Genomic DNA, 23,857 nt, shown 5'->3' on the forward strand with positions numbered 1-23,857 from the left:
GTCAGCTGGCGTGGATAGATTGGACACTCATCCGGCTGGTCTCCAGGTCGAGCGAGCTTTGGGCAGTGAACGCCATCGGATACGGGTTCATATGGATCAGGCCTTTGATCTCGAACACCAGGGTGTTGTAGCGTCGTGGCGCATCTTCTTTCAGGAGCGGCTTCACTTCCAGCGAGCCGGGGATGAGCCGGGGTTCGAAATCCAGGATTGCACGCCTGACGATGGTGACGATATCGCTCCACTTGTGTTCGGCCAGATAACTGCCGGCGACCGGAGACACGCCGTAGTTGATGGTCGATGCGGCAGCAGCGGGATAACGCTTGCGATCGATTTCATCCTCGCGATTGGTGGTGTTGAGCAGATAGGTGAGATCGCGCTGGATGATCTCGCGCATCTGGGCGCGCGTGACGGTGTACTCGTCGGCGCTTTCCGTCTGGCGCCGGGGCGCGTCGTCGCGCAGCCGGTCCAGCAGCGTCGGCAGCAGTTGCGAATGCGGGCGGCGCGGCGGGCGGTGTTCAGCCATGCTGCGCGCCGACGGTGAGCGGGGCGGCATCCGGCATGGCGGCGTCCTTTGCATCGGTCCACCGGGTCTCGCCGCAAGGGCGGATGCCGTCATGCTGGGGTGCTGTAGCGGGAGCGGGGCGGTAGGCGCTGTCCATCGAGACCAGGTGGTGCTCGCGGCGGGTAAGCGTTGCCGTGACACCACGGCGACGTGCGGGAGCCATCTCGCCAGCGAACAGCCACAGTACGTCGGGTACAGCCGGCATTGATAAGAACTCGTGAGCTTCAGGGGTTGTGCCGGCGCCGGCCATGAAATCCGTGTGGCCAGTCGCGGCCAGCATGTCCATCAGGCTATCGCCATGGTCCGCTTCGCGCGCCAGCGTTTGCACCGGCCTTGCGTCACCTTCGGCCAGCAACGGCACCGGACCTGCCCGTGGCGCAGCGAAACCGGCGTGCGCGCTGACGTAGTTGGGATCCCGCAGCGCCGCTTCGGCCTCCTGCCTGAGCTGGTCGAGCACGTCGGCTGGGTCAGCGGCAACTACGTCCGAAACCGCGCTGCCGCCGGCTGGCTTTACCAGCGCGTAGGGATCGGCCGCAGCTGGCTGCGTCGCGCCGGGTACATCCGAAGGGCCGGGCGGAGTGCTATCACCGCCGGGCCGTGCGTTGACGGCATCGATGTCTGTCGTACGGTTCTGCCAGTTGATCATCGCCCAGTCACGTGAGGGTATTCGCTGTGGAAAGCGTCCGATCATAATCCGGAATTCACGCATCATGACATTCAAAATTAAGCGGAATTTTCCTATTAAGAATCCTTTAAATCTAGATTAAAAATGGATGATGAGGGTTTAAGGATTTCCTTATAGACGGCTCTCTTTGAAAAGAGGCATGCAGATATGAAATGTCAAAAATCGTAATATTTACTGCGGCCACGGGGTTAAGTCATTGTCGGCGTCCGCAAGCCGTGTTAATCGCGCGACCGATGTATAAGCGCATTAAAATCAAAGAGTTATAACTTCTTCTCGGATCCGGCTGAGCGACTGGGAATCCTGGTGACGGGTTTGCCTGGCGTATGGTTTTGGACATATCCTAAAAATACCAATAAAAATTTCCGCGCAACGGCGGTTCTCTCATTCACGGGAATCGCCAGGAAAAGGCAACGAATGGATATCTCGCGCCAAGCGTTATTCGGCCGGCTCAATCTCACGCTGTTCAAGGCAATCGAAAGTGCGACGGCGTTTTGCAAGCTTCGCGGCAACCCTTACGTGGAGCTTGTGCATTGGCTCCACCAGCTGCTGCAGGCCCCGGATGGCGACCTGCAGCGGATGCTGCGCCATGCCGGCGCCGACCTGTCCGTGCTGGACGCCGACCTGACCCGCGCACTGGCCGCGTTGCCTGCCGGCGCCACCTCGATCAGCGACTTCTCGTTCCAGCTCGAGTCGGCGATCGAGCGGGCCTGGGTCTATGCGACGCTGGCTTTTTCCGATGACCGCGTCCGCGGCGCCTACCTGCTCGCTGCGCTGCTGAAGACACCGGAGTTGCGCCGTACGGTGCTGGGCATCTCAAGCCAGTTCGCGAAACTGCGGCCCGATGACCTGGTGGAAATGGCACCGGCGCTCATCGCGCAATCGCCCGAAAGCCGTGAAGCGGCCTATGACGGCAGCGGCCTGGTACCCGCCACACCGGGTGAAGCCAGTGGCGCGATGGCATCTGCCAGTGCCGGCAAGTCTGCCCTCGGCAGGTACTGTCGCGACCTGACCGAGGCGGCGCGCGCGGGCCGGCTGGATCCGGTGATCGGCCGTGAGCATGAGATCCGCACCATGACGGACATCCTGCTGCGCCGCCGTCAGAACAACCCGCTTCTGACCGGCGAAGCAGGTGTCGGCAAGACCGCCGTCATCGAGGGGCTGGCACTGGCCGTTGCCGCGGGTGAGGTGCCACCCAGCCTGAAGGACGTCAGGCTGCTGAGCCTCGACGTGGGTGCGCTGCTGGCGGGCGCCAGCATGAAGGGCGAGTTCGAGGCGCGCTTGAAGGGCGTGCTCGAGGAAGCAGCCAAATCCCCGGCGCCCGTGATCCTGTTCGTCGATGAAGTCCACACGCTGGTTGGCGCCGGTGGCCAGGCCGGCACCGGCGATGCCGCCAACCTGCTCAAACCGGCGCTGGCGCGTGGGGTACTGCGCACGATCGGCGCCACCACCTGGAGCGAATACAAGCGCCACATCGAGAAGGACCCGGCGCTTACCCGCCGCTTCCAGGTCCTGCAGGTCATGGAACCGGACGAAGCCAGGGCGGTCGCCATGGTGCGGGGTCTGGTCCGGACGTTCGAGGCGCATCACGGGGTACTGATCCGCGACGAGGCGGTGCGCGCCGCCGTCAGGCTGTCGCATCGCTTTATCCCGTCGCGGCAGTTGCCCGACAAGGCGATCAGCCTGCTTGACACCGCCTGTGCACGCGTCGGCCTGTCATTGCACGCACCGCCGGCAGAAGTCGAACATCTGCGCCATGAACTCGCCGCGGCCGACGCCGAATCCACGCTATTGGCGCGCGAATCCGGCCTGGGCCGGCCGGACGCTGCGCGTATCGGGCTGGCGCGAGCCCGGCGGGAACAGCTCGAAGCCGACCTGGCTTTGGCCACGGCGCGATGGGAGCGGGTGCGCGGTCTGGCGAACGACCTGGTCACCCGCCGGCACGCACTGGTGCAGTCCGCGCCGGATGCATCGCCGCTCGCGGCACCGGCGCAACGAATCCTGGCTGAGCTCGAGGGCCAGCTTCATGCCGCGCAAGCGGATGCGCCGCTTGTGTACACGGAAGTGGATGAACGCGTGGTCGCCGCCATCGTCGCCGACTGGACGGGTATCCCCGTTGGGCGCATGGTCGCGGACGAGGTGACGACCGTGATGCAGTTGCCGCAGATACTTGGCGAACGCGTGATCGGGCAAGGCCATGCGCTGAGCCAGATCGGGGAGCGCGTTACGACCGCTCGCGCACAACTGGCCGACCCCGGCAAGCCCGTCGGGGTCTTCCTGCTGGCAGGCCCGTCGGGAGTTGGCAAGACCGAAACGGCGCTGGCGTTGGCCGACGCCCTCTACGGCGGTGAGCAGAACCTCATCGCCATCAACCTCTCGGAATTCCAGGAGCCGCACACCGTCTCGACGCTCAAGGGCGCGCCCCCGGGTTATGTCGGCTACGGCGAAGGGGGCGTACTGACCGAAGCGGTGCGCCGCCGGCCCTACAGCGTCGTGTTGCTCGACGAGGTCGAGAAGGCTCATGCCGATATCCACGAAGTCTTCTACCAGGTCTTCGACAAGGGCTACATGGAGGATGGCGAGGGGCGCCATATCGACTTCAGAAACACCATCCTGCTGCTTACCACCAATGCCGGTTCCGAACTGCTGGCGCACCTCTGTGAAGACCCGGCGCTGATGCCTGAGCCAGCCGCGCTGCGCGACGCACTGATGCCCGAGCTGCGCAAGGTGTTCCCGGCGGCGTTCCTTGGGCGGCTGGTAGTCGTGCCATATCTGCCGCTGACGGCCGACAACCTCGGCCGCATCGTGCGCCTGCATCTCGATCGCGTGGTGGCGCGCATGCAGCATCAGCACGGCATTGTGCTGACTTACGACGAACCGGTAGTCGAGTTCATCGTGGCGCGCTGCCCGGTCGGCGAGACCGGCGCCCGGCAGCTGATCGGCTTCATTGAGCAGGTCATCCAGCCGCAACTGGCGCGCCTGTGGCTGTTGGCCCTGTCCGAGAAGCGCGAGCTCGCGGCCATCGGGATCCGCGTTGCCGACCGCGCGCCTGCCGGGCTTGCCTACCACACCGAATACCGCGCTGGCCTTGATGCCGTTGTGCCGGAGTGTCCCGAGGCCCGGATCGGCTTGATGCCGACCGGCATGTCCATGTAACCCGCAGGGGAGATCCATGTCTGTTGTGAACAGTTCGCAGAAATTCATCGCGCGCAATCGCGCGCCGCGCGTGCAGATCGAGTACGACGTCGAAGTCTATGGCTCGGAGAAACGTATCGAGCTGCCCTTCGTGATGGGCGTGCTGGCCGACTTGTCGGGCAAGCCGGCCGAGCCGCTGCCGGCGGTGGCCGATCGCAAGTTCCTCGAGATCGATATCGACAACTTCGACGAGCGCATGAAGGCCATGAAGCCGCGCGTGGCGTTTGCGGTGCCCAATACGCTCTCCGGCGACGGCCAACTCATGGTCGACATGACATTCGAGAGCATCGAAGATTTCTCCCCCGCGGCGGTAGCCGGAAAGGTCGATGCACTCAGGCAACTGCTCGAAGCCCGCACCCAGCTCGCCAACCTGCAGACCTACATGGATGGCAAGTCGGGCGCCGAGTCGCTGATCAACCAGTTGCTGCAGGATCCCGCGCTGCTGCAGTCGCTTGCCAAGGCGCCAAAGCCCGGGGTAGGTGACGACGAACCTCAATCGCCGCAGTCCTGAATGGATCGGCTGCTTGCCTACCTGAACCACCTCATCAAGCAAGGATTCCATGGCCTCCGTCCAACAAGCACAACAGCAAGCGCTCGCGAGCGCTGACCATTCCGACTTCGCCGCGCTGATCAGCCGCGAATTCTCGCCCAAGACCGACCAGGCGCGCGAGGCCGTCGACCTCGCCGTCAAGACCCTGGCCGAGCAGGCGCTCGCCAGCTCGTTCACCATCAGCGATGATGCCTACAAGAGCATCGAAGCCATCATCGGCGCCATCGACAAAAAGCTGTCCGAGCAGATCAACCTGATCCTGCACCATGAGGACTTCCAGAAGCTGGAGTCTGCCTGGCGCGGCCTGCACCACCTGGTCTCGAACACCGAAACCGACGACAAGCTGCGCATCCGCATGATGGACGTGTCAAAGGAAGACCTGCGCCGGACCCTGCGCCGCTACAAGGGCATCGGCTGGGACCAGAGCCCGTTCTTCAAGCGCATCTATGAAGAAGAGTACGGCCAGCTTGGTGGCGAGCCATACGGCTGCCTGGTGGCCGACTACTACTTCGACCACACGCCGCCCGACGTCGAACTCCTTGGCTCGCTGGCCAAGATCTCGGCGGCGGCTCATGCCCCGTTCATTGCCGGCGCCTCGCCGTCTGTGCTGCAGATGGATTCGTGGCAGGAGCTGGCCAATCCGCGCGACCTGTCCAAGATATTCCAGAACCTGGAATATGCGCCGTGGAACAGCCTGCGCAACTCGGAAGACGCCCGCTATGTCGGCCTCGCCATGCCGCGTTTCCTGTCGCGTCTTCCCTACGGCATCAAGACCAATCCGGTCGATGAATTCGACTTCGAAGAAGACACCGACGGTGCGGATCACCGCAAGTACGTTTGGAGCAATGCCGCGTACGCCATGGCGGTCAACATCAACCGCTCTTTCAAGCTCTATGGCTGGTGCACGCTGATCCGAGGCGTCGAAAGCGGCGGCGTGGTCGAGAACCTGCCGTGCCATACCTTCCCCACCGACGATGGTGGCATCGACATAAAGTGCCCGACCGAAATCGCCATCTCGGACCGCCGTGAAGCCGAACTGTCGAAGAACGGCTTTATCTCGCTGGTGCACCGCAAGAACACCGACTACGCAGCGTTCATCGGTGCCCAGTCGATGCAGAAGCCAGCCGAGTACTACGACGCCGATGCGACCGCCAACGCCAACCTGTCGGCACGCCTGCCGTATCTGTTCGCCTGCTCTCGCTTTGCCCATTACCTGAAGTGCATCGTGCGCGACAAGATCGGTGCCTTCAAGGAGCGCGAGGACATGCAGCGCTGGCTCAACGAATGGATCATGAACTACGTCGATGCCGACCCGGCCAACTCGTCGCAGGAGACCAAGGCCCGCCGACCGCTGGCGGCAGCCGAGGTGGTCGTCGAGGAAACGGAAGGCAACCCCGGCTACTACAGCGCCAAGTTCTTCCTGCGTCCGCACTTCCAGCTCGAGGGCCTGACCGTCTCGCTGCGCCTGGTGGCGCGCCTGCCGTCGGTCAAGGACGCCGCCTGAACGTTGATCAGGCGTTCAAACGTACCGGTAGTTCCACGCCGAGGTATCGCGCCCCTGACCCTGATCGGGGCGCGGCACTGGCTGTGGCTCTTGTCTGCAGTTCCGTCTTAACGTGAAGGAGTTCTGCAATGGCACAGGACATTTTCCTGAAGATCAACGGCATCGATGGCGAGTCGCAGGATGCCTCGCACAAGAATGAAATCGAAGTGCTGGCCTGGGACTGGAGCATCGAGCAACAGTCCACCATGCACGCGGGCAGCGGCGGCGGCGCCGGCAAGGCCACCGTGTCGGACCTGTCCTTCGAGCACTTCATCGATCGCGCTTCGCCCAACCTGATGAAGTACTGCCTGACCGGCAAGCACATCAACGAGGCGGTGCTGGTGGTGCGCAAGGCAGGCGGCAATCCGCTCGAATACCTGAAGCTCACCATGACCGACGTCATCGTCACCAGGGTGAGCCCCAAGGGCTCGGTGGATGACGAAGTGCGCATGCGCGAGCAGGTGGCGCTGTCGTTCTCCAGGGTCAAGCAGGAGTATGTGGTGCAGAACGCCCAGGGCGGCAGCGGCGGGGCGGTGACCGCGGGCTACGACATCAAGGGCAACAAGGAAGCCTGATCGCCATGACCGGCCTCGCTTGCTGCAAGTGTTGGAGCTGGCGAGGCCAAGGCGTCTGGCACTGACCGAGTGCGGAATCCATGCGGATGACAACGGTACGCCTCCAGGCGGCCGTGAAAAAGCTGACCTCATGAGTGCGCTAAACAACCTGAAGAACCTGGCCGTTGGGCGGAATCGCACCGTCAGCGTCTCCAGCGCGGCGATTCCCGATCTGTTGGGACAGCCTCAGCTGGAGTTCGTGAGGATCTCAGGCCATGAGGGATTGAGTGAACTCTTCACCTATAAGGTAGACCTGCGCGCGGTCTCGCCTGCCGCGGAACAGTACCTTGCCGAGACGGATCCCGATGCGATGATCGGCCGCGAGATGACTGTCACCATCGAACTCGATGGCATGGGCACCGGCCTGTTGGGTGGGGTGGGGCCTGGACATCGCGAGATCACCGGCGTCATCTCCGACATAGAGCATGTCGGCGGCGTGGCGGAGAATCGCATGTACCGGTTCACGCTGCGCCCCTGGCTGTGGCTCGCGACGCAGACGTCGGATTTCAAGCCTTTCCAGAAGAAGACGGTGATCGAGATCCTCGACGAGGTGCTTGCCGACTACCCGTTCTCGGTGGAGAAGCGCCTCGATACCTCAGTGTACCCGAAGCTCGACTGGGAGGTGCAGCATGGCGAGACCGATGCGCATTTCATCCAGCGCCTGACCGAAGAGTATGGCATTACATATTTCTTCGAGCATGACGGCGGACACCATCGGCTGATCCTGGCCGCCGAGTCGGGCGCGTACCGCGCGTTTCCCAGCGAAGCCTATCGCACGCTGCCGCTCTATCCGCGTGGCTTCAAGATCGATCAGGAGCATCTGGTCCGCTTCGATCCGGTCAACCGGCTGCGCACGGGCAAGGTGACGCTGAACGACTACGATCCGCGCAAACCGCGCGCGGACCTGACCACCGGCAACAGCCAGCCGCGCGACACCAGCTTTGCCGATTTTGAACGCTACGAGTACCCGGGCGACTACATCGACCCGGCGGTGGGCGAAATGCGCGCGCGGATTCGCATGGAAGAACGCCGCTCACGCGGCCGGCGCGCACGTGGCGTGGGTGCGCTGCGCGGAGTGGCGGCGGGCTGCACCTACCTGGTGAGCAATCACAGCAACCCGGCGATGAACCGCGAGTACCTGGTGACCGGTGCGACGCTGGACCTGGAGGATGTCGGCGGCGAATCCGGTAGCGGGCAACAGTTTTCGTGCCGCGTTGCCTTTGAAGCCCACCCCACCGATGAAGTCTTCCGCCCCCCGCGCACTGTCGGCAAACCATACGTGGCCGGCGTGCAGCGGGCGGTGGTGACCGGCCCGAAGAACCAGGAGATCTGGTGCAACGATCACGGCAACGTGATCATTCAATTCGAATGGGACCGCTACGGGAAGTACGACGAGAACTCGTCGCCATGGATCCGGGTGGTCAACGGCTGGTCGGGCGACCAGTTCGGCGCGATGCATATTCCGCGGATCGGGCAAGAGGTCATTGTTGCCTTCATCAACGGCGATCCGGACTGTCCGGTGATTGTCGGGCGAGCGCCGAACCAGCTCAACCTGCCGCCGTGGGCGCTGCCGGGGCAGCATGCCTTGTCGGGGATCCGCAGCAAGGAGCTGTTTGGCGGGCGCCACAACCACCTGTTGTTGGACGACACGCAGGACCAGATCCAGGCGCAGCTGTCCTCGGATCACCAGGCATCGCAACTGAACCTGGGCTACCTGACCGGGGTGCCGGACCACGCCGGGCGAAAGGACAGGCATGGTGAAGGTTTTGATCTGCGCACCGATGGTCACGGGACCATACGGGGTGCGAAGGGGTTGTTCGTCACGGCCGAAGGGCAGGTAGGCGCCATGGGCGGGCACCTGTCGCGCGATGAGTTCATCCGCTGCATGGAGGCGGCGCTGGAGGCGGCGAAGTCATTGGGCGACTATGGCCATGCCCATGAAGGACTGGCCGCCGATACGGATCCGCAGGCCGAACTCGTGCGGGCCGTGAGGGAGTGGGACGCTGGCGCCAACAACCGCAAGGACGCACCGGGTGAGGGCGGCCGGCCGTTGATTGGTGCCTATGCGCCGGCGGGCATGGCACTGGCCACGCCCAAGATATTGACGACGTATGCCGGCAAGCATATCGACACCGTCTCACGGTTGAACCAGCAAATGACCGCAGGGCAGCAGTTCGTTGTCAATGCGGGGCAGGGAATCGGGTTCTTCGCACACAGCGGTGAGCTGCGCGGCATCGCGCACCAGGGCAACCTGGTTCTGCAGGCGCAGAAATCCAGCATCGAAGCGAATGCCTGGCAGAACGTGGTGGTGACCGCCACCGACGGCAACATCGTCCTCAATGCGGGCAAGAGCCTGAGCCTGATGACAGCGGACGGCGCCGGTATCCGCATCGGCGGAGGCAAGGTTGAAATCCATGGTCCTGGTGGGATCGTGCTGCATACGTCGGATTTCGACATCGTCGGGCCGTCCAGACTGAGCGGACCGTTGCCGCAGTTTAGCCAGGGTGAAGCGGGCCGGAAGTTCCTGCTGAAGGCAGGCGAGCTTGAGCGGCCGGTCGCCAATGCACCCTACCAGATCGTCAAGGCAGACGGCACTGTGGTGGAAGGCGTAACCAATGCGGCTGGCGAAACCGCGCAGTCTGCTTCGGAGCTGATCGAGGCGGTGAGCGTAAAGATATTTGCGCCCAAGCTGTACTGAGCCTGCTTCGCATTGATTGTCACGGAATCAGATATGAATGCACCCGTAGGAACCAGACCAGGCGCCAACCCGATCGCCAGCGCCGACGACATTCACGTCCCAAGCAAGGCGCTCCGGAAGCTCGACCTGAAGACATTGCCCGGCATCATCATCTTCGTGCATGGGGTCAACTCGAACGGCGAATGGTTCGCCAGCGCCGAAGAGGGGCTGTGCAAAGGCTTGAATCAGCGCCAGCAGCGCGGGGACGTAGGCGATACGTACGATATGGGGGCGCTACGGCCAGCGCAGTATCTGCCGGAACTGACACCCAAAGGCTACTTGTCGCGAGACGTTGATGCGGACAACTTTGTAGCCGATGCCGACCAAAGCCCTGTGATCCGCTTCCGTTGGGGCTATGCGGCGAACAAGGCGGATCTGAAAAAGGTTGGAAAGAATATCCTGCTCGACGAGGACAATGCCTGGGGCGGCGGTCCCTTCGCCAACGGATGCTCGGCCCTGCCGGATCTGTGGTCCACCGGCACGGTCACCGACCTGTTTGCGGGGTTGCAGGCGCAGGACCTGAATACGGAGACAAGCCGGCTGATCTACGCCTGCCCTCCACGCCACTATGGCGCCCATGCCGCGCGGCGCCTGGCCGCGCTGGTGGCCCAAGTCCGGGTCAAGCATATCGATGCTTATGGCAAGGTGTGTCCGGTCACGGTGGTTTGTCACAGCCAAGGCAATATGATCGGCATGGCTTCGGCATTTATTGGCAAGCACGATTTCGGCGGGGATGGCGTGGCGGACACCTATGTACTCGCCAATCCGCCATACAGCGTGCTGCCGAATTTCTTCGATAACTTCGGGCAGTACAACGCCGACACGGACCTGGGCCGCGTCACCGTGTATGCGCGGCGCAAGACGCTGGATCGCTTCTTCGAGATCGTTGGTAGCTCTACCTTTGATCATGCCAGCGACGATTGCGTCAACGCCCTGACGCCAACCCGGCGTCCCAGGGAGGGGGAAGATCCCTGGACGGCCGGGCAAGACAGCTGCGAGCGTCAGACGCGCAGGCACGTCTTTCTCTATAGCAATCCCCACGATCAAGTGATTTCAGTGAGCACCGTGCAGGGCATGGGTTGGCTTGGCCTGTCGAAAGAGGTGCTGGCCGGCACTGATCACGACATGCTGGAGTCGGCCAAGGCGCGCGGCGATCGCCCCTATGCCTTCGCCCATCATGCCGAGGTCTTGTTCCAGCGTGTGTGGGCCCAGGGAAATCCGGGGAAGTATGGCCAGATGCCATTCGAAGTGGGCGCCAAGCCAAGCAACTTCGTCTATTACGACAAGGGCAACCCGTCGAAGGTCGATCCGGTCCAGGGCGACGGTAATGCATTCTGGTACCGCAAGCCATTGCCATTGCGCTTTCATCTGACGCGGGTATGGCAGGACGACCAGCGCAGCTTCGGAGAAAAACTCGGTGCGACCGTGCTCGGTGGCATTTATGAGATTGCCTTCGGCCTGCTACGGGTGACGACTTTCGGGCATGTCAACTATGTGCCAGTGAACGCCGATCCGCCGAACGGCTGGACCGTGCCGATCAATGCCCCGGCGGTGAAGGAGCCCATCGCACCGCGGGCGATTCACCTGTATCACGCTGACAAGCGGGCGCCTGACGATGGCGGGCAAAGCGCGAAAGCCGGCAAAGTGGAAGGGATCTTCAACCAGGGGCCGGAGTCGCACACGGATGCGCTCAATCCGGCGGGCAGGAGCGACGACATTTACGACAAGTACCGGGGCGCCGGGCAAGGCGCGGCGGACTACAGCGACGAAGCGGCGCTGCGCTATGAACACAATGCCAGCGTGCGTCAGCTGGCCCGGCGCAAGGCGGGGAACCCCTATGAGGCGGCCATTGAGCAGATGAAGGATGGCGGGGATCTTACGGGGGACAAGTATGCGGAATTCCGCGAGTTCGATACCGAAAAGCGCGAGTACTTCCTGAAGTACGCGGTGGACCTGAATGCCACGAACCACTCGACCATTCTGAACAATCCGGTGCACTGCGAAAAGGTGCTCGCCTATGACGTGGATGTGGGGATCTGCATGATGCCGACGAGGGAGTTGAAGTGGCTGCGGCGACTGGCGGACTGGCGACGTTGTGATCCGCAAGACGATCAAATGAAGGAATGGAGTTGGTACTACGGTTCCGGTCGAATCAATGGAGATTTTCTGGAGAGTCAAAAGGATTACAAGGCCGATGTTCCGGGGGCGCTTGGTATGGATGATGAACGCTCGGACAGCCGCTTTTCACAGATGCCTTCTGAAATTAGACGTCAGCGGCCCACCGAGCATGACCCGGCCTTCGGCGGGGCAGATCTTGCAGGGAGGGCACGATGAACACTACTGATCGACGCTCACTACCCATCAACCGTCTTGCCATCGCCATGGCCGCAGTAGCCATCGCAGCGCTCCTGTCGGCTTGTTCATCGGGAAAGCCCATGTCCAACTATCACCGCGATCCGTCGCCGTATCCACTGTCTCCGCGCACACCCGAGAGGGGTCTCAACGCGCCAGCCGCGTATGTACTTGGGGTGCAGTGGATGAATCCATTGATGTGGAAGGACTACCCGACTCATTGGAACTTGTTGTGGGCGCAGGGGCTGGCGGATCGCAATCCGTCCGATACGGACAGCCCACATCTGAAGCTCGGCGACGCGCCGGGGCTGCTCGTCGGCGGCGTCAACCCAGTCTGGAAGGGTGACAATCCCAATCCGGTCTATTGGAAAGCCCTTAATGCCCTGATCCGTGAGCCGCTCTATCCGCTGGGCTACCACACGGCGGTCAACGCGAATTACTTCTACTCGATCCAGAACGGCACGCGACGGCCGGACTTTGCCGACATCAGATTGTTCGCTGGCATGCCACAGGCGTGGATCAATACACCAACATATATCAAGGAGTCTAATCGATATATGAATGGCCGGGACCGATTGGCAGAACAGATTGATTGGGGAATGCCGGCGCCGTCGATTCTGGCGGAGAACGAGGAGCATGCCGAGGCGCGTATGGCGGACTACTTTGTGAAGAACTATACCGGCTATGGCGGTCAGCCTCGAAGGGGACTTCCATATGACTCGGACATGGTGATTGGCCTGCCCACCTTCACGCTCAATGCCGCACGCCGGCTGTTCTTCATGGAAATCTATAGCGCAGCTGAGGCAATGGATCTGGAGGCTTTCCCCGAACCAAAGCTGGCCAACGTCACGGTGATGGCTGGCGCGGAAACCGTGGGCTTCCATGACCTTCAGGCGGCGATTGCCTACCTGAACGCCAACCCGAAGAAGACGGTGTGGGTGTACACCATGGACGCGCCCAACTACCCAAAGGGCAGGCAGACCAACGAAAACTCCGTGCTGCTGATCCTGGGGCATCCCAGCGCGGACTGGGGCTATGCGCCGCTGGCGGCGTTGTACACCCCGCAGCAGCACGAGGGCGGCATCGGGGCGAAGGCAACTGCCCCTGGCGGCGCGTGGCAGGGCCTGTTGCAAACCGTGCAAGCGCAGGCGCCGCAGGGCCCATCCGGTTGACCGGGTGTACCACGACATGGACCGGCGCGCGCCGAATGTGAATACGGCGCTCGCGCCGCTGCGCGCGGCGGTGCATCAGCAGTGGCCGGACCTGGACCAGCTGAAAGACTTCCGCAGCGTCTCGGAACATATGGTGGGCCCGGCTCGTGCGGCCAGCGCGGGGCTGAACATTGCCTACGCGGTCGCGTATGCGGACCAGACCGGGCATAGCGCAGTCGTCACCAGCGTGGCGGACCCCAACGATGCGTGGACGGTGTTGGTGGCGCCACCGGAAGGCTGGACCAGGCGCGAACCGCCCAAGGAATGGCCGCGGGCGCGGGGCAGGACGACTGCCTATTACCCGTGGTTCGGCAAGCAGACGGACCGGCGTTGAACGATGGCCACTTGCATAAACAAGGTGACGGTCCTGCGCGCGATTGCCGTGATGATGAGCGCTGCCATCGCGGTGCTCCTGTCGGCCTGTTCATCGGGAAAGCCCATGTCCAACTATCACCGAGATCCGTCGCCGTATCCACTTGCTGCGCGCACACCCGCGAGCGGCCCGAACGCGCCGGCCGCGTATGTACTTGGGGTGCAGTGGATGAATCCGCTGATGTGGAAGGACTACCCGACCCATTGGAACCTGTTGTGGGCGCAGGGGCTGGCGGATCGCAATCCGTCCGATACGGACAGCCCGCATCTGAAGCTCGGCGACGCGCCGGGGTTGCTCGTCGGCGGGGTCAATCCGGTCTGGAAGGATGACAATCCCAATCCGGTCTATTGGAAAGCCCTTAATGCCCTGATCCGTGAACCGCTCTATCCACTGGGCTATCACACGGCGGTCAACGGGAATTACTTCTATTCAATCCGGAACGGCACGCGACGGCCGGACTTTGCCGACATCAGGGTGTTCGCCGGCATCCCGCGAGCATGGATCAATACACCGACCTATATCAAGGAGTCGGATCGGTATCTGAACGGCCGTGACGAACTCGCTCAACATATTGAACTTGGCATGCCGGCCCCCTCAATGTTGGCGGAGAACGAGGAACACGCCGAGGCGCGCATGAATGACCTCTTCGTCAAGGTCTACAACTATCGAAGCGGGCTGGAGCGAGGGTTGCCAAGCGATTCCGACTTGGTAATCGGCCTGCCCACCTTCACGCTTAACGCAGCACGCCGGCTGTTCTTCATGGAGATCTATGGCGCAGCTGAGGCAATGGATCTGGAGGCTTTTCCCGAACCGAAGCTGGCCAATGTCACGGTGATGGCTGGCGCGGAAACGGTGGGCTTCCATGACCTTCAGGCGGCGATTGCCTACCTGAACGCCAACCCGAAGAAGACGGTATGGGTGTACACCATGGACGCGCCCAACTACCCGAAGGGCGAGCAGACCAACGAAAACTCGGTGCTGCTGATCCTGGGGCATCCCAGCGCGGACTGGGGCTATGCGCCGCTGGCGGCGTTGTACACCCCGCAGCAGCACGAGGGCGGCATCGGGGCGAAGGCCGCTGCCCCTGGCGGCGCGTGGCAGGGCCTGTTGCAAGCCGTGCAAGCGCAGGCGCCGCAGGCCCATCCCGTTGACCGGGTGTACCACGACATGGACCGGCGCGCACCCAATGTGAATACGGCGCTCGCGCCGCTGCGCGCGGCGGTGCATCAGCAGTGGCCGGACCTGGACCACCTGAAAGACTTCCGCAGCGTCTCCGAACATATGGTGGGCCCGGCTCGCTCGGCCAGCGCGGGACTGAACATTGCCTACGCGGTCGCATATGCGGACCAGACCGGGCATAGCGCAGTCGTCACCAGCGTGGCGGATCCCAACGATGCGTGGACGGTGCTGGTGGCGCCACCGGAAGGCTGGACCAGGCGCGAACCGCCCAAGGAATGGCCGCGGGCGCGGGGCAGGACGACTGCCTATTACCCGTGGTTCGGCAAGCAGACGGCTGCACGTTAAGCACATGGACGTATGGTCGTCAAATGAACGCTCGTGCCAAAGACCACCAACAAGGAGAAGCTCTGCCATGATGAATCCCATTCGGCTCACTACGGTCGTTCTCGCTGCGACGACCTGCCTGCTTTCTGCCCGTGCCAGGGCAGATATCACACCCGGGCAACTGACTGAACTGCAAAGCCAGGCAGCGATGCAACAGGCGGCGGCGATGGCCACCATGCTTGCCATGATCGAAGGGTGTGCCCAGACCTATCCAGCGCTGCGTGCGGACGTCCACGGCGCCTATGTCGACTTCGGCGTGGATCGAGAGGAGGACAGGCTTTCCAAGGCGATCGGCGCGTGCGTGGATAAAGCCAGCGCACCGAAAGAAAGTGAATGCCATGGTCTGATTCGGCTGGCCAGGCCACCACAGAGCTATAGCGACCTGAAAGCCTTCTTTGATGCGGCAAGCCCGACCTCGGCCGGGAAGATGATTGCGTCATGCAAATGATTACGCTGCAGGCGAAGTTCGCGCCTGCCATTGCGGTCAGTACGTCCATTACCTGGGAGCAAGGAAATCCATGGCAAATTCCATTGTTGTGGTTGGCGATGGCCACACGCATGGTGGCTTCGTGCTGGCTGGCTCGCCCAGCCGCAAGATCAATGGTCGCCCCATGGCATGCATGGGGGACGCCGTCAGTTGTCCCTTGCACGGGATCAGCCGGATTTCGCAGGTAAGGGGACTGTACAAGGTTGATGGCGTGCCGGGTGCGGCCAGCGGTGATGCGACGGAATGCGGCGCAGTGCTGATGGGCTCGGTGTCCGCGCGGGTAGGCACATGAATCGCAAGGCGTTTCTGACAGGGAACAGGACGGCGAGATCCATGTTGCTGCTCGGCCCGATCGCGGTATTGGTCCTCAGCTCGGCATGTTCCAGCGTGCCCGCGCAGCGCGAGCAGATGAAGCTGGATCTGGCCGTGACCGCCAGGGACACCGTCAACCCTGATGACAAGGGCAGGCCGTCGCCGGTCCTGGTTCGCGTTTATGAACTCAAGACCGCCAGCGCCTTTGAAAATGCGGACTACTACTCGCTGGAAAACGCGGACAAGACACTGCTGACGCAGGATCTGTTGGCACGCGACGAATTCATCCTTCGTCCCGGCGAGTCGCGTGAGATCGAGCGCAAGCTGAATGCGGATACGCAGGCCATCGGTTTCCTGGTCGGGTACAGGGAGCTGGGCAAGGCCACCTGGAGATCCGTCTACAAACTGCCGCCAGCCCCGGAGGCTGCGTGGTATCGCATGGCAATGCCGGCACGCAAGGTCAAGCTGCAAGTCTCGTTGGACCAGCAGACCACTACCATTTCCAAACCTGATTGAATCCATGAGCTGGTACAACAAGGTCGTCTGGAGCGAAGGCTTGTTCCTGCGCCCGCAACTCTTTCAGCAACAGGAGCGCTATCTGGAACACTACGCACACAAGCGTAGCGCCGCGCTGAGCCCGTTCTTCTGGGGCTTTCACCATTTCTCGATCGATGCCGAAGCGCTCTCGCTCGGCAAGCTGGTGGTAGCAAGCGCCGCGGGGATTTTCCAGGACGGCACGCCCTTTGATGCCCCTGCTCACACGGCAGTGCCGGCACCCCTTGCGCTGCTGCCCGAGCACCTGAATCAGATCATCTATCTTGCGGTGCCGATTCGCACGCCAAATGCGGAAGAGATGAGTTTCGGGGATGCCAGGGACTCCTTGGCGCGTTACCGTGCCTTTGAGCACGAGCTGCTGGATGCCAATTCGATCGCACAGGGACCGAAACTGGTGCAGTTGGCAGACTTGCGTCTTCGGCTATTGCCGGAGAGAGAGCTTTCCGAATCCTGGCTTGGCCTGCCGTTGACAAGCGTGGCAGAAATTCGCGCCGATGGCAGTGCCAGACTGGATGCGGCACTGATTCCGCCGGTCAATGTCTACGCCGCCAGCGCATTGCTTCAGGCGTGGCTTACCGAGATCCACGGCCTCGTGCATCTCAGGGCCGATGCGATGGCGGAGCGTCTGTCTGCTGCCTCAATGCGGGGCGGGGATGCCGCCGAGGTATCGGAATACCTGATTCTCCAATTGCTGAACCGGTATGAGCCGATTCTGACCCACTTGCTGCATGCCAAGGCCGCGTCGCCAGAGGCGTTGTACATGCACCTGGCGGCGTTGTCCGGGGAACTGTCGACGTTCGTGCGCACCCAGACCCGTCGGCCTGCGGGGCATGCTGCCTATCGGCACGATGCCCCGCATCTTTGCCTCAAGCCATTGGTAGATGACCTGCGCTTCCTGCTCAATGTGGTGCTGGAGCGCGCCGCGCAGCGGATTGACATCACGGAGCAGTCTCACGGGATTCGGCTGGCAGTGCTGGATCCGAGCGAGATCAGCCGCTTCCCGACTTTTGTGCTGGCAGTCGCCGCGCAGATTCCCGCGGATCTGTTGCAGCAGCAGTTCCCGGCCCAGACCAAGGTGGGGCCATCCGGGCGCCTGGCGGAACTGGTTCGCTCCCATCTTCCTGGCATTCCGCTGCAGCCCCTGCCGGTGCCGCCCCGTCAGATTCCGTTCCATGCTGGTCATGTCTATTTTGAGCTGTCGCAGCAGCATCCCCTCTGGGATCAGGTGGCGCAGTACGGCGGGCTGGCGCTGCACGTGGCGGGGACCTTTCCTGAATTGCGCATGGAACTGTGGGGAGTGCGGCAATGAGCCAGCCACTTGTGTCGAGTGACCTTCCGCTGGAACAGCAGGCAGCCCCGCATGCCAGAGCGAAAGACCACGCAAGCCCGCGCGCCGCGGCGGGGGCCGTCCATCAGGACGGCGCCCGAAGGGATGTTGAGCATCGGGTTGATGAGATCCGCAGCAAGGCAAATCCGTTGCTCGCCGCGGCTCGGCCGCTATTGCGGGCTCTGGCCGACATGCCGGCCTCGCTGCGACAGGACGAGGTGGCTGCGCTGAAGCGCATCCTGGTGCGGGAAGCGAAGGACTTTCAGTCGCTCTGCGATCGCGCCAATATTCGGCGCGAGCACGTTCTGGCTGCGCAGTACTGCCTGTGCACAGCACTGGATGAAGCGGCCAACGGCATGTCCTGGGGGCGGCATACCTGGGCGACCAATAGCTTGCTGATCCAGCTGCACGGCGAGAACGATGGCGGCGAGAAGGTGTTCCTGTTGTTGGGGAGGTTGCTGACATCCCAGTCGGAGAACATCGATGTGATCGAGGTGATCTATCACATCCTCTCGCTCGGTTTTCTCGGCCGGTATGCCGGCCACGCCGATGGTCACCGGCAACTCGACGCGATCCGGCAACGCCTGCTGCACTTGATCAGCGGAACGCGTGAAAGCGTACCGCGGGACCTGTCACCGCACTGGCGGGGCGCAGACGCGGGGCGGCTGAGGCTGCTGCGTACGGTCCCGGTGTGGGTCACGGTGTCGGTGCTGGCACTGGCAGTCTTTGGCCTGTTCGCCTGGTACAAGTACCAGCTGTTGTTCCGCACCCACGACCTCGAACAGCAGATCCTCGCCATTGGCAAGGCAACGCCACCGGAGCCGCCCAGGGCGCTGCGCCTCGCCGAGTTGCTGAGGGACGAGATTGCGCGTGGGGTTGTCAGCGTGCAGGAGGATGCGACGCGCAGCGCCATCACGTTCCGCGGGGATGACATGTTCGGCCGCGGCCGCGCGGACGTCAGCGAGAAGATCCTGCCGTTGCTGGACAAGGTTGCGGCAGAGGTCAGCAAGGTAACCGGCAAGGTGACCGTGATCGGGCACACCGACAACGTTCCCATCAAGACGGCGAAGTATCCCTCGAACCAGGCGCTGTCGGAAGAGCGTGCGGCGACCGTGGCCGAGTACCTGGCCAGCAAGGGCGTCGCAAAGAACCGGCTCGAAGCGATTGGCAAGGGGGATTCGCAGCCGCTTGCCGATAACAAGGCGCCAGTCGGCCGGGCAAGGAATCGCCGGGTCGAGATCGTTGTCACGCAGTAATCGGGGTCAGGCATGGAATTTCTGAAACGAGTTGGCGCAGTGCTGTTCTCCCGGCACACACTGGCCTTCATTGCCGTGCTCGTGGTCGCGGCAGCCATCTGGTTTATCGGGCCGCTGCTTGGCTTCAATGGCATGCGTCCGCTTGCGGGCACCGGAGCGCGTGCAGCGCTCATCGTGCTGTTGCTCGCGCTGGCGCTGTTCTGGCTGCTTGGCTGGCCGGTATCCACCATCGGTGCTGCTGCCCTGTGCCTGCTGATCTGGCATGCGGGTTCGTTACTGGCCATTGGCACCATGCATCCGCTGGAACCGGCTTCCGTCCGTATCCTGCTGATCGCGGCGATTGTGTTTGTGTTCGCCGCATACCTGTTGTACCTGCTTTGGCAGCGTGCGCGCACGGACAAGACCTTTGTCGAGAGTCTGCTGAACTTTGGCAGCAAGCGGCAGGAAGTGGTGGCCAAGGAAGACATTGCCAGGCTGAACGCGGCGGTCCAGACTGCGCTGCGGCAGCTCAAGAGCATGCGCACCGGCAGCAGGGTGGCTCGCCTCTTCGAGGGCCGACGCTATCTCTACGAGTTGCCCTGGTACATGATGGTTGGCGTGCCGGGAGCCGGCAAGACGACGGCGTTGCTGAACGCCGGGCTGCAATTCCCCATCGCCGAGCAGATGAGTGCGGCGGCGCGCGCGCGGCATGGTACCGAGCAGACGAACTGGTGGTTCACCAATGAGGCGGTGCTGATCGACACGGCCGGCCGCTACACCGCGCAGGAATCGGGTTCGGCGACCGACCCGGCTGAATGGAGAGGCTTCCTTGGCCTGCTTCGCAAGTACCGCGCCAGGGCCCCGATCAATGGCGCGCTGGTGACGATCAGCGTGGAGGACCTGCTTCGACACTCCAGCGAGCAGCGTGTGGTGGAAGCGGCAAGCATCCGGGCACGCCTGGCCGAACTGCGCGAAGCGTTGGGCATCCAGTTTCCCATCTACGTGCTGGTGACCAAGCTCGACCAGCTTGCGGGCTTCGCTGATTACTTCCAGTACCTGACCAGCGAAGGACGAGCCCAGCCTTGGGGCTTTACCTTGCCAGCCATGGCGAGGCGGCGGCCGGGACAGCCGGCCGTTGATCCTTGGGCGCTGTGCCGTGAGGAGATGCGATCTCTGGTGACGCGATTGGAGGCAGGGCTGGACGGGCGGCTGTATGAGGAATTTGATCTGACCCGGCGCAAGGCACTCTACGCCCTGAGTGATGAGCTTGCGAGCGTGACGGAGCCGCTGGTCGCTATGCTGGAACAGATATTCCTGGACTCGCGGTATGACGACACTGAGCGCAGCGCCATGCTGCGCGGCGTGTACTTTACCAGCGCCGCGCAAACCGGCGCAGCAGTGGTAGCGGATGCCGGCACCGTCATCAGGCAGGTGCGTGGCATCGCGCCTTCCGATACCGGGGCTGCCGGCGCCGCCACGGATCCGGCCACCGGCAACCGCAGCTACTTCCTGCAGGACGTCTTCAAGCGCATCATCGTGCCCGAAGCTCATCTGGTGAAGCCAAACCTGCGCTGGGAGTTCCGCTTCCGCCTGCTGCGGCTGCTCGGGCATGTGCTGGCACTGGTGATCTTCCTGTGGCTGGCCGGGTCGCTGTATGCCAGCTTTGGCCATAACCGCAGCTATCTGGATCAGGTGCAGGACAAAGCCAAGGCGCTGGCAGCGACCGTGACGTCCTTCTACAAGAAGCCGGCACCGGAAGCCATGCCCGAAGTGCTGGCGGCCGCGCGCGACCTGCCTGCCTATGCCGGACTGGACCTGGCCGATCCGTCTGTCGACTGGCGTTATGGCCTGTACAGCGTGCCGCCGGTGCTGGACGCCGCGATCCTGACCCATGCCCGGCTGCAGGACAATCTGCTGGTGCCGTACCTGGTGCGGCGGGTCGAGTCGGTGCTGTCGGCTGCGGTCAACCAGCGCGACGCCAAGGCGACCTACGATACCCTGCGGGTCTACCTGATGCTGCACGACGCGGGCAAGTTCAATGCGTCCGACGTGCGTAGCTGGGTGCAGAGCGATTGGGCCACGGGAAGCGGGGCGGACGCTTTCGGTGGCAGGGTGGCGGTACTGGAGCACCTGGACAGCCTGCTGGACGGCAAGCGTCCGGTCCAGTCACCGTACGCCAGGAACGAGGCGTTGATCCGCTCGGCGCGCGATTTCCTGGATGGCAACACTTCGACGGAGCGCGTGTACGAACGTGCCAAGGCAGCCATGACCGAGGAGGCGCCACAGGATTTCACGCTGGTGCGCGCGGTCGGTCCCCAGGCCGGCACGGTCTTCACCCGCGCCAGCGGTGAGCCGCTGGAGCGCGGCATCCCCGGCCTTTTCACCTACGCCGGCTACCATGACGTGTTTAATGCCCGCCTGCCAGAGTTCGTTGCCAGAGCCCGGGCCATGGACGCGTGGGTGATGGGGCGTGCAGAGGGGCGCGAGGCTCAAAAAAAAACGGTTGACGGTGCCGTCGGCAGGCTTGCGGGCAACGATCCGCTCACGCGCGAGATTCGCCGTCTCTACCTGAACGAGTATGCCCAACATTGGGAAAAGTTCCTCGGTGACATCCGGACGGTGACGGGCAATAACCTGGCGTTTGATCTGGAGATCCTGCGTAATTTTGCCGCGCCGGATTCCCCGCTTGCACGGCTGGGGCGGGCGGCGGTGCAGGAGACCACGCTCAGCCGCCAGGTCGAGCCCGAAGACAAGTCTCTTGCGGAGAAGGCGCTGTCGGCGTTGGACAAGAAGACCGGCAAGGCCAGTGCACTGAGCGTGCGCGCCGAGGCCCGCCAGGAACGTGAACTGGTCGACAACCGCTTCGCCGCGCTGCGCGAAGTGGTGACCGGCCAGGCTGACCTGTCGGCGCCGGACGCGCCGGCTGCCGCCGGTAAGCCGCAACTGGATGGAATCGCCGGCATGGTCAACGCTTACTACACCAGCCTGGTCGTCGCCAACAATGCGCTGAGCACCCGCAACCTGCCGCCGCCGGCAGAGGCCGGCGAGCAGCTGCGCATGGAGGCGGCCAAGCTGCCTGCACCCTTCAACGCTGTGCTGGCAGACCTGGTCGTGCAGGGCGCCCGGGACGTCAACAAGGGCGTGGGCGATATCCTGATCGCGCAGATGGACGCCGTTATCGGCGAGAGCTGCCGCAGTGCCATCGACGGCAAGTATCCGTTCACGCCGACGTCCACGCAGGATGTGGACCCGGAAGACTTTGCCCGCGTCTTCGCCGCGGGCGGCGTACTGGACGATTTTTTCCAGAAGGTGCTGGCGCCGCACGTGGATACCACCATCTCGCCCTGGCGCTACAGGCTGAGCGCGCCCGACGTGCCGCCCGTGGCTGGCCCCAGCCTGGTTCCATTCCAGCGCGCCAGGGAGATCCGGGAAGTGTTCTTCCGGGATCCGGGCGCGAAGAAGATGGCGTGGAAAGTCGACCTGAAGGTGGTGGAACTCGACCCCGAGATCGTCGAACTCAATATGGACTTTGACGGACAGAGCCAGCGCTATGTGCATGGGCCGGTTATCCCGCTCAAGGTGACCTGGCCCGGACCACGGGGCGGGCAAGGGGCCGAGATCAGCGCCAGCCCGCGGATTCGCCCGGACACTTCGACGCTGGCGGCCAACGGCCCGTGGGCCCTGATGCGGGTGATCGCCAGGGGCCGCCTTGCCGGTTCCGCCTCGGCCAGCCATTTCATGGCCGAGTACGACTTCGACGGCCGCAAGGCGAAGCTCGATATCAATACCGGCAGCCTGGCCAATCCCTGGACCACCGGCCTGCTGCAGGGCTTCCAATGCCCGGGGAGGTCCGGGTGATCACCGCACCGTCGATGTTCGGCAAGTTGCCCGGGCAACGGGATTTTGTCCGGCACCGCGCCTCGCTGGACCAGGTGCAGGCGTGGCGCAACTGCTTCGATGGCCGGGACGACGCCTTGCCGTTGCGGGAGCCATCGCATGCTGCGAATGACCCGGTCCGGCAATGGCTGCACCTGACCCCGCCGAGCCTGTCAGGCCCGTGCCGGCTGGGCCACGGCGAGCCTTGCCAGTTTGTGCTGCGGTCAGACGGCCTGCAGTTTCCCGGCGGGCGCGGCTACCTGGTCGGTGTCATTGCGGCCTCGCATGACCGGGTCGGGCGGCGCTACCCGCTGGTAGTCTGGCAGTCCGCCAGTGCGCGATGGGCGGGCCATGTCCTTGCCGCGCCTGCGCAGTGGCTGGCGGAGCTGGCGCAATTGATACACGGCCACGCGCGCGCGGCGGACCGAACCTGCCTGGCCGCGGCAGTCGACGCCCTGTGGGCCCGGCACCGGCCGGGATGGCGCGATCGCCTGCGGCTTTCGCTCGCGCCCGGCGCAATGTCCGGCCGCCTGCCTCCTGGCGTGCTGCGCCATGGCAGCCTTGGCAGCGTCTGGCAGGCCACGGGCCGTGGCCCTTTCGAGATTGACGGGCTGGCGTCCATCCGCCGCATCGTGGCCGGCCTCTGATCACCTTCCCAAGACGGGGAATGCGTGGCGCGCGCC

At 63.4% G+C, this 23,857-nt stretch carries 16 protein-coding genes and 1 pseudogene; 15 read left to right on the forward strand and 2 right to left on the reverse strand.

Annotated elements, in window-relative coordinates:
- Position 1 precedes the first annotated feature (1 nt).
- The gene (gene tssE / locus RALTA_RS02960) at positions 2-523 is read right to left on the reverse strand and encodes a type VI secretion system baseplate subunit TssE (protein ID WP_012351929.1); all 522 of its coding nucleotides are present in this window, start codon (positions 521-523) and stop codon (positions 2-4) included.
- Positions 516-1,274 (reverse strand): TagK domain-containing protein, encoded by a 759-nt coding sequence (locus tag RALTA_RS02965; RefSeq protein ID WP_242405245.1) that lies wholly within the window; start codon positions 1,272-1,274, stop codon positions 516-518. The genes tssE and RALTA_RS02965 overlap by 8 nt, the downstream gene beginning before the upstream one ends.
- A 387-nt stretch (positions 1,275-1,661) precedes the next feature.
- Between RALTA_RS02965 and tssH the strand changes: the two genes are divergently transcribed.
- From tssH to RALTA_RS03035, 15 genes and pseudogenes are all read left to right on the forward strand, one after another.
- Positions 1,662-4,400 (forward strand): type VI secretion system ATPase TssH, encoded by a 2,739-nt coding sequence (tssH, locus tag RALTA_RS02970; protein WP_012351931.1) that lies wholly within the window; start codon positions 1,662-1,664, stop codon positions 4,398-4,400.
- A 16-nt stretch (positions 4,401-4,416) separates the two neighbouring features.
- Positions 4,417-4,950 carry a type VI secretion system contractile sheath small subunit gene (gene tssB / locus RALTA_RS02975; protein WP_012351932.1) on the forward strand — a complete coding sequence of 178 codons (534 nt, stop codon included), beginning with the start codon at positions 4,417-4,419 and terminating at the stop codon, positions 4,948-4,950.
- Positions 4,951-4,999: 49 nt separating this feature from the next.
- Positions 5,000-6,493, forward strand: a complete 1,494-nt coding sequence (gene tssC, locus RALTA_RS02980; protein ID WP_012351933.1) for a type VI secretion system contractile sheath large subunit — start codon at positions 5,000-5,002, stop codon at positions 6,491-6,493.
- A gap of 128 nt (positions 6,494-6,621) precedes the next feature.
- On the forward strand, positions 6,622-7,107 hold the full coding sequence (locus RALTA_RS02985) for an Hcp family type VI secretion system effector (RefSeq protein WP_012351934.1): 486 nt from the start codon (positions 6,622-6,624) through the stop codon (positions 7,105-7,107).
- Between the two features lie 130 nt (positions 7,108-7,237).
- Positions 7,238-9,844, forward strand: coding sequence for a type VI secretion system Vgr family protein (locus tag RALTA_RS02990; protein WP_012351935.1), 2,607 nt, complete (start codon positions 7,238-7,240; stop codon positions 9,842-9,844).
- 33 nt (positions 9,845-9,877) lie between these two features.
- Positions 9,878-12,217 (forward strand): T6SS effector phospholipase Tle3 domain-containing protein, encoded by a 2,340-nt coding sequence (locus tag RALTA_RS02995; RefSeq protein WP_012351936.1) that lies wholly within the window; start codon positions 9,878-9,880, stop codon positions 12,215-12,217.
- Positions 12,218-12,318: 101 nt separating this feature from the next.
- Positions 12,319-13,780: pseudogene (locus RALTA_RS03000) on the forward strand (hypothetical protein).
- Between the two features lie 105 nt (positions 13,781-13,885).
- Positions 13,886-15,343: a hypothetical protein gene (locus RALTA_RS03005; protein WP_085960188.1), complete on the forward strand. Its 1,458-nt coding sequence runs from the start codon at positions 13,886-13,888 to the stop codon at positions 15,341-15,343.
- Positions 15,344-15,410: 67 nt separating this feature from the next.
- Positions 15,411-15,830, forward strand: a complete 420-nt coding sequence (locus RALTA_RS03010) for a hypothetical protein (RefSeq protein WP_012351940.1) — start codon at positions 15,411-15,413, stop codon at positions 15,828-15,830.
- Positions 15,831-15,900: 70 nt separating this feature from the next.
- Positions 15,901-16,161 (forward strand): PAAR domain-containing protein, encoded by a 261-nt coding sequence (locus RALTA_RS28975; RefSeq protein WP_012351941.1) that lies wholly within the window; start codon positions 15,901-15,903, stop codon positions 16,159-16,161.
- A 41-nt stretch (positions 16,162-16,202) separates the two neighbouring features.
- Positions 16,203-16,697 (forward strand): type VI secretion system lipoprotein TssJ, encoded by a 495-nt coding sequence (tssJ, locus tag RALTA_RS03015; protein WP_242405247.1) that lies wholly within the window; start codon positions 16,203-16,205, stop codon positions 16,695-16,697.
- 4 nt (positions 16,698-16,701) lie between these two features.
- A complete protein-coding gene (tssK, locus tag RALTA_RS03020; RefSeq protein ID WP_012351943.1) occupies positions 16,702-18,045 on the forward strand; it encodes a type VI secretion system baseplate subunit TssK in 1,344 nt (447 codons plus the stop codon).
- Positions 18,042-19,319 (forward strand): type VI secretion system protein TssL, long form, encoded by a 1,278-nt coding sequence (gene tssL / locus RALTA_RS03025; RefSeq protein ID WP_012351944.1) that lies wholly within the window; start codon positions 18,042-18,044, stop codon positions 19,317-19,319. The genes tssK and tssL overlap by 4 nt, the downstream gene beginning before the upstream one ends.
- Before the next feature lie 12 nt (positions 19,320-19,331).
- Positions 19,332-23,156, forward strand: coding sequence for a type VI secretion system membrane subunit TssM (tssM, locus tag RALTA_RS03030; protein WP_012351945.1), 3,825 nt, complete (start codon positions 19,332-19,334; stop codon positions 23,154-23,156).
- The gene (locus RALTA_RS03035) at positions 23,135-23,821 is read left to right on the forward strand and encodes a TagF domain-containing protein (RefSeq protein ID WP_012351946.1); all 687 of its coding nucleotides are present in this window, start codon (positions 23,135-23,137) and stop codon (positions 23,819-23,821) included. Before tssM ends, RALTA_RS03035 begins: the two co-directional genes overlap by 22 nt.
- The last annotated feature ends 36 nt before the right edge of the window (positions 23,822-23,857 follow it).

Source organism: Cupriavidus taiwanensis LMG 19424, assembly GCF_000069785.1.
In the GTDB taxonomy this organism is placed as follows: domain Bacteria; phylum Pseudomonadota; class Gammaproteobacteria; order Burkholderiales; family Burkholderiaceae; genus Cupriavidus; species Cupriavidus taiwanensis.